Here is a 6,791-nt window from a genome sequence, read left to right on the forward strand (position 1 = left end):
CTCCCACGGCCCTCGGCGCACCGCCGGACGGGGGCTCTCGCCCGGTCAGGCGGTGCGGTCCAGATCGCCGCGCAGCACCGGGTGGGTGAAGGGGCTGCCGTTCGCGTAGCGGGCCAGCTCGTCCGCCGCCGCGGCCGCCATCCGCCGCAGCTCGCCGCCGAGCGAACCGGCGACGTGCGGGGTGAGCAGGACGTTGGGCAGGTCGTAGAGCGGCGAGTCTTCGGGCAGCACCTCCGGGACGGTGACGTCCAGGACGGCGTTGAGGCGGCCCGAGACCAGCTCCTCGACCAGGGCGTCCTGGTCGATCAGCGACCCGCGCGAGGTGTTCACCAGCGTCGCCCCGTCGCGCATCAGGGCGAGCCTGCGGCGGTCGATCATGTGCCGGGTGCCGGGCAGTTCGGGCGCGTGCACGCTCACCACGTCGCTGCGCTCGCACAGTTCGTCGAGCGTCACCGCGCGGGCGCCCAGCGCGGCCGCCTCGGCCTCGTCCACGTACGGGTCGTGGAGCAGCAGGTCCAGGTCGAAGGGGCGGAGCAGTTCGAGGACGCGCCGCCCGATCCGGGACGCGCCGACGATGCCCGTGGTGCGCCGGTAGTTGCCGGCCTCGGGGTAGGCGGCCTGCCAGTCGTGCGGGGCCCGCCGCTCGCGGTAGTCGGCGCTGAGCCGCAGCACCTGCTTGTTGGCGAACAGCACGTTGGCGACGGTGTACTCGGCGACGGGCAGGGCGTTGGCCCAGGCGGCCGAGGAGACCTGGATGCCGCGCTCCCAACAGGCCTCGGTGACATGGTGCTTGACCGATCCGGCGGCGTGGACGACGGCGCGCAGCCGGGGCGCGGCGGCGAGGACGGCCTCGTCGAGCGGCGGGCAGCCCCAGCTGCTGACGATCACCTCGGTCTCGGCGAGCACGGCGGCCGCCTCCGGGGTGGTGAAGTCGTCGACGACGAACACGGGATCGAGTTCGGCGAGGGTGGTGAGCCGGTCCATGGTCTCGTCGTCGACCAGCCGGCCGACGAGGTCCGGGGTCATGGCCAGCAGGGCGCGCGGGCGCCGGCGCGGCGAGGCGGGTGAACTCCCGTTCACGGCAGTCGGGTTCGGCGGGTTGGACACGTGGTTCTCCGGCGCGGTCGTGGAGCTTGCTGTCTGGTGGGTCACTTGACGCTTCCCGCGGTCAGGCCGGCCTTCCAGTGGCGCTGGAGGGCGACGAAGGCGACGACCAGCGGCACGACGGCCAGCAGCGAGCCGGTGACGACCAGCGGGTAGAACTCGGGGAACGCGTGGGTCTGGGTGTTCCACGAGTAGAGGCCGAGGCTGACCGGGAAGAGCCGGTTGTCGGAGAGCATCACCAGCGGCAGGAAGAAGTTGTTCCAGATCGCGGTGAACTGGAACAGGAACACGGTGACGAAGCCGGGCATGACCATCCTGAGCCCGATCGACCAGAAGGCGCGCAACTCGCTCGCGCCGTCCGTGCGGGCGGCCTCCAGCACCTCGCCGGGGATGTAGCCGGCGCAGAACACGCGGGAGAGGTAGACGCCGAAGGGGTTCACCAGGGAGGGCAGGAAGACCGCCCAGAAGGTGTTGGCGAGGCCGAGTTCGGAGGCGAGCAGGTACATCGGCAGGGCCAGGGCCGTGGTCGGCACCAGCACGCCGAGCAGGACCAGCCCGAACAACTGCTCCTTGCCGCGGAAGCCGTACACGTGGAAGGCGTAGCCGGCACAGACGCAGATGAGGGCGCAGAGCAGGGCCCCGATGCCCGCGTAGAGCAGCGAGTTGAGGTACCAGCGGAAGTAGATGCCGTCGCCGGTGGTGGCGAGGGCGTGCAGGTTGGCGCCGAGGTTCCAGTTGGACGGCGTGAGGCTGTGACCGCCGAGGAGGTCTCCGGTGTTCTTGGCGGCGGCGGTGAGCAGCCAGCCGAGCGGCAGCAGCGTGTAGGCGGCCGCGAGCACGAGGGCGCCGTTGACGGCGGCCTTGGACAGCGTCCAGGGCGTGCGCGGCGCGCTGTCCCGGCCGGCCCTGGGGGCGCGCGGGCGCCCGCGGGTGTCGCGTTCGGGGGCGAGGGTGGTCATGCCGAGGCCTCCGTCCGGCGGGCGGGGCGGGTGCGGGTCGCCCAGGTGACGAGGAAGGACAGGACGGCCGCGGTGATGGCGAGCAGCACCGAGGAGGCGGCGGCGAGGCCGTAGTCGCCGCGGTCGAAGGCGGCAGTGTAGGCGTACATGTTGGGGGTCCAGGTGCTGACGACGCCGGGTGAGGCACCGTGCAGGATCATCGGTTCGGTGAACAGCTGGAGGGAGCCGATCACGGTGAACAGGCCGACCATCACGACCGAGGCGCGGATCAGCGGGATCTTGATGCTGAGGACGGTGCGCAGCGGGCCGGCGCCGTCCACGACGGCGGCCTCCAGCACCTCGCGCGGGACGGCCTGGAGCGCGGCGTAGAAGATGACGGTGTTGTAGCCGACCCACTCCCAGAGCGCGATGTTGACCACGGCGGGCAGCGGGTTGCCGAGCAGGTCGGGGCTGGTGCCCGCGGAGTTCAGCGCCTCGATGACGGGGCTGATGCCGGGGGTGTACAGGTACATCCAGATCAGGGCGGCGATGATGCCGGGCACCGCGTGCGGCAGGAACAGCGCGAGCTGGAAGAAACGGCGGGCACGGGCCAGCGTGGAGTTCAGCAGCAGCGCGAAGCCCAGGGAGAGGCCGACCATCAGCGGGATGTACAGCAGGCAGTACAGGGCCGTGGTCTGGAAGCCGTCCCGGTAGGCCTGGTCACCGAGGGCGCGGGTGTAGTTGCCGAGGCCGGTGAAGACCGTCTCGACGCCGCCGAAGCCGAGGCCGGAGCGGTGCTCGGTGTAGAGGCTGAGGTAGACGGCGTACCCGATCGGGACGAGCGTGCAGGCGGTGAAGAGGATCAGGAACGGCGCGAGGAGCAGGGCGGGCGCGCCGTACCGCCCGTACCGGCGCCGCCTGCTGGTGGAGCGGGCGGGCGCGGTACGGACGGCGCGGTCGGTTGGAGCGGTGGTCACTGGGCGACCTTGATTCCGCGGTTCTTCAGCTCGGCGACGGTGGCCTGCTGGGCGGCGTCCACGGCGGACTGGATGGTGCCGCCCTGGGTGAGCTTGCCGAAGGCGTCCTTGAGGGAGGTGTTGGTGGCGCCCATGGCCGGACCCCACTGCCAGCCGGGCTTGATGGACTTGGCGGCGTCGGCGTAGATCGCGTAGACGTCCTGGCCGCCGTAGAAGTCCGTCTTGAAGGCGCCCTGGGCGACGGGCACCAGGGCCGGCGCGGCCGGGTAGGCCGAGGAGGTGCCGGAGGCGATGCGGGCGCTGAAGCCCTCGGGCGTGGTGGTGGCCCAGGTGGCGAACTCCACCGCGGCCTTGGCCTTCTTGCTGTTCTTGGAGACCGCGAAGGTGGTGCCGCCGACCATGCCGCTGGCGGGGTTGCCGTCCCAGGTGGGGACGGGGGCGACGGCCCACTTGCCGGAGGCGTCGGGGACGGTGCCCTTGAGCACGCCGCCGCCCCAGGAGGCACCGAGGTAGCCGGCCGTCTCGCCCTTCTGCAGGGAGGCCGTCCACTGCTGGCTGAAGGACGGCATGACCCGGACGAGGTCGTCGTTGATCAGCTGCTGCCAGTAGTCGCCGGCCTTCTTGGTCTCCGGGCCGGTGGCGTCGACCTTCCACGCGTCGCCCGAGCTCTTGAACCAGTGGGCGTCGGCCTGCCAGGCCATGGCCTCGAAGGTGGTCGGGTCGTCGGGGAAGAAGGTGGCGATCCGGGCGTCCGGCTGGGCCTCCTTCAGCTTCTGGGCGGCGGTGCGGAACTCGTCCCAGGTCTTCGGCGCGGTGATGCCGGCCTTGTCGAAGAGGTCCTTGCGGTAGTAGAAGGCCTGCGGCGAGGCGTCCAGCGGCAGGGCCCAGGTGCTGCCGCCGAGGGTGGTCAGGTCCAGGGCCTGGTTCAGGTACTTGGACTTGACGTCGTCCGTGACGAGCTTGCCGATGTCCTGCACGGCGCCCTGGCTGACGAAGTCCGGCAGCTGCGAGTACTCGACGTTGAACACGTCGGGCGCGTTGCCCGCCTTGACCGCGTTGGAGATCTTCGCGTAGCCGCCGGCGACACCGGCGGGGATCTCCTCGTAGGTCACCTGGATGCCCGGATGGGAGGCGTTGAAGGCGGCCACGACCTCCTTGGTGCCCTTGGCCCAGCCCCAGAAGGTGAGGGCGACGGGCTTGCCGTCGTCGGAGCCACCGCTCGACGAATCGCTGCCGCAGGCCGCGAGGGACGTCACGCAGAGGGCGGACGCGACGAGGGCGGCGGCCAGACGGGGGGCTCTGCGGACGCGGGTGGGGGTGGTGGGCATGGCTCGTCTCCCGTTGGAGGGGGTGTGCGGGGTGTGGCCATCCTGGGACCGCACTTCGATCGAAGTCAAGGGTTCTGGATCAAATGATCCGTTTCGATCTGGCAGACCCCGGCGATGTTCGGGCTTCTTTACGGTAAAGCGCCCTTTCCGTGATATTTACCCCCGTCCACTCGGATCATTTGATCAATATCATGGGCGATCGATCTGGGTTGTTCCCGGATACGATCCCCCCGTCCCGACCGAGGAGCCCCCGGCATGCCCCCGATCGAGCTACCGCCCGAAAACCGCTCGCTCAGCCCTGCCACCGGCTGGACCAGGGCCCACTGGGAGGCCGCCGCGGACGGCCTGCTGGCCGCCGTCCGCCGCCACGCGGGCCCCGAGCACGCGCTGATCGGGCTGCCGGGCGACCGCCCCAGCTGGTCGGGCCCCCGCTCGGACGGGCTGGAAGGGTACGCCCGGACCTTCCTGCTGGCCGCCTTCCGCATCGCGGGCGCCGGCGGCGACGACCCCCACGGCCTGCTCCCGGCCTACGCCGAGGGGCTCGCCGCAGGCACCCGCCGCCCGACCATCGAACGTGCCCTCACCGACGCCGACCCCGTCTCCTGGCCGGTGATCACCGACCGGGGCCAGGCCATGGTCGAGGCCGCCTCGATCGCCCTGGCCCTGCGGATCACCCGCCCCTGGCTCTGGGACCATCTGGACGAGGACGTGCGCGAACGGGCCGGCGCCTGGCTGGCCCGCGCCCTCCGCCAAGCGCCGGTGGACAACAACTGGTGGCTCTTCCCCCTCACCGTCGGCGGCTTCCTCGCCGAGGCGGGCATCGACCGCGTGGCCGCGGAGCGGGCCGTGGAACGCGGCCTGGCGAAGATCGAGTCCTGGTACCTGGGCGACGGCTGGTACACCGACGGACGCCCACGCGCCTTCGACCACTACAACGGCTGGGCCTTCCACCTCTACCCCGTCCTCCACGCCCACCTGGGCGGCGACCGGCACCTGCTCGACGTGTACGGCGGCCGGCTCGCCGCCCACCTCGACGCCTCCGCGCGCACCTTCGGTGCCGACGGCGCCCCCGTCCACCAGGGCCGCTCGCTCACCTACCGCTTCGCCGCCGCGGCCCCGCTGTGGGCCGGAGCGCTCTGCGGGAGCACCCCGCTGTCCCCGGGCACCACCCGCCGCCTCGCCTCCGGCGCCCTGCGGTACTTCCTCGACCGCGGCGCACTCGACGCCGAGGGCCTGCTCACCTCCGGCTGGCACGGGCCGTACCCGCCGATGGTCCAGCCGTACTCCGGCCCCGCCTCCCCGTACTGGGCGAGCAAGGGCTTCCTCGGGCTGCTGCTGCCACCGGACCACCCGGTGTGGACGGCCGTCGAGCAGCCCGGGCCCGCGGAACTCGGCGACGCCGTCCGGCCGCTCCCCCGGCCCGGCTGGCTGATCCAGTCCACCGCCTCCGACGGCCTCGTCCGGCTGCACAACCACGGCAGCGACGACCAGCCTGCGCACGAGGTGCTGCCCGACGACCCGCTCTACGCACGCCTCGCCCACTCCACCGCGACCGGACCGGTGCTGGACGGACCACCGGACAACCACCTCGGCCTGGTGGTCGGCGGCACGCTCACCGAGCGCGGCCGGATCCGGCCGCTCGGCACCGGCGACGGCTGGGCCGCCTCCGAGCACCGGCCCAGGGCGGGCGGCGCGGAGCTCCCCGGGATCGTCGTGACCTCGCTCGTCCTCGCGGCCGGGGCCGAGGAGGTGCACGCCCACCTGGTCGCCGGGGCCGAACCGGGCACCGAGGTCCGGCAGAGCGGCTGGGCCGTGGCGGGCGACTCCGTCGAGACCGCCGTGGACGGGCCGGACGTCACCGCCACCGCCACCGCCACCGCCACCGCCACCGCCACCGGGCCGGACGGCCTGCGGCTCGTCTCGCTGCTGCGCTGCGCGGACGGCTTCACCACGGCCGGCACCGACCCGCTGCCCTCGGGCACCGCCTTCGGCGCCATCGGCGCGGTGCCCCGCGTCGCCGGGCGGGTCGCCGACGCGGCCGCGTTGTTCGTCAGCACCGCACGGCTCGACCGGGGCCCGGTTCGGCCGCCCCGTGCGGCCGTCGAGGTCCGCACCGAGCGGGCCCCGGAAGGCCACCTGCTCCACGTCCGCTGGCCGGACGGCGGGCGGCACACCGCCCTGCTCGCCACCGGCTCCGTCGCCGTCCGCCGGGAGGACTGACCACCATGCGACTCGCCCTCTCCACCCTGGGCCTGCCCGGCCGCCCGCTCACCGAGGTCCTCCGCCTGGCGGCCGCGCACCACTGGCAGGGGCTCGAACTGCGGTGCGCGCCCGGCGAACCGGTGCACCCTGCCATGACGGCCGAGGAACTGCGAAGCGCCCGGCGGGAGTTCACCGCCCACGGGATCACCCCGCTCTCCGTCGCCTCCTACCTCGGCGTCGCC

Annotated in this window: 5 protein-coding genes and 1 pseudogene; 2 read left to right on the top strand and 4 right to left on the bottom strand. The window is 72.8% G+C overall.

Annotation, left to right across the window (positions count from 1 at the left end; genetic code table 11):
• Positions 1-45: 45 nt before the first annotated feature.
• From ACFU7Y_RS37040 to ACFU7Y_RS37055, 4 genes are all read right to left on the bottom strand, one after another.
• On the bottom strand, positions 46-1,026 hold the full coding sequence (locus tag ACFU7Y_RS37040; RefSeq protein WP_380770991.1) for a hydroxyacid dehydrogenase: 981 nt from the start codon (positions 1,024-1,026) through the stop codon (positions 46-48).
• A 122-nt stretch (positions 1,027-1,148) separates the two neighbouring features.
• A complete protein-coding gene (locus ACFU7Y_RS37045) occupies positions 1,149-2,063 on the bottom strand; it encodes a carbohydrate ABC transporter permease (RefSeq protein ID WP_224283584.1) in 915 nt (304 codons plus the stop codon).
• Positions 2,060-3,019: a carbohydrate ABC transporter permease gene (locus ACFU7Y_RS37050; protein WP_380770989.1), complete on the bottom strand. Its 960-nt coding sequence runs from the start codon at positions 3,017-3,019 to the stop codon at positions 2,060-2,062. Before ACFU7Y_RS37050 ends, ACFU7Y_RS37045 begins: the two co-directional genes overlap by 4 nt.
• Positions 3,016-4,347: a sugar ABC transporter substrate-binding protein gene (locus tag ACFU7Y_RS37055; RefSeq protein ID WP_224283585.1), complete on the bottom strand. Its 1,332-nt coding sequence runs from the start codon at positions 4,345-4,347 to the stop codon at positions 3,016-3,018. Before ACFU7Y_RS37055 ends, ACFU7Y_RS37050 begins: the two co-directional genes overlap by 4 nt.
• 255 nt (positions 4,348-4,602) lie before the next feature.
• On the opposite strand from ACFU7Y_RS37055, the gene ACFU7Y_RS37060 reads away from it, so the two are divergent.
• Both ACFU7Y_RS37060 and ACFU7Y_RS37065 read left to right on the top strand, forming a co-directional pair.
• On the top strand, positions 4,603-6,567 hold the full coding sequence (locus ACFU7Y_RS37060) for a DUF2264 domain-containing protein (protein ID WP_380770990.1): 1,965 nt from the start codon (positions 4,603-4,605) through the stop codon (positions 6,565-6,567).
• Positions 6,568-6,572: 5 nt separating this feature from the next.
• Positions 6,573-6,791: pseudogene (locus tag ACFU7Y_RS37065) on the top strand (sugar phosphate isomerase/epimerase); the annotation flags it as partial.

The organism is Kitasatospora sp. NPDC057542 (assembly GCF_042801945.1).
Taxonomy (GTDB): domain Bacteria; phylum Actinomycetota; class Actinomycetes; order Streptomycetales; family Streptomycetaceae; genus Kitasatospora.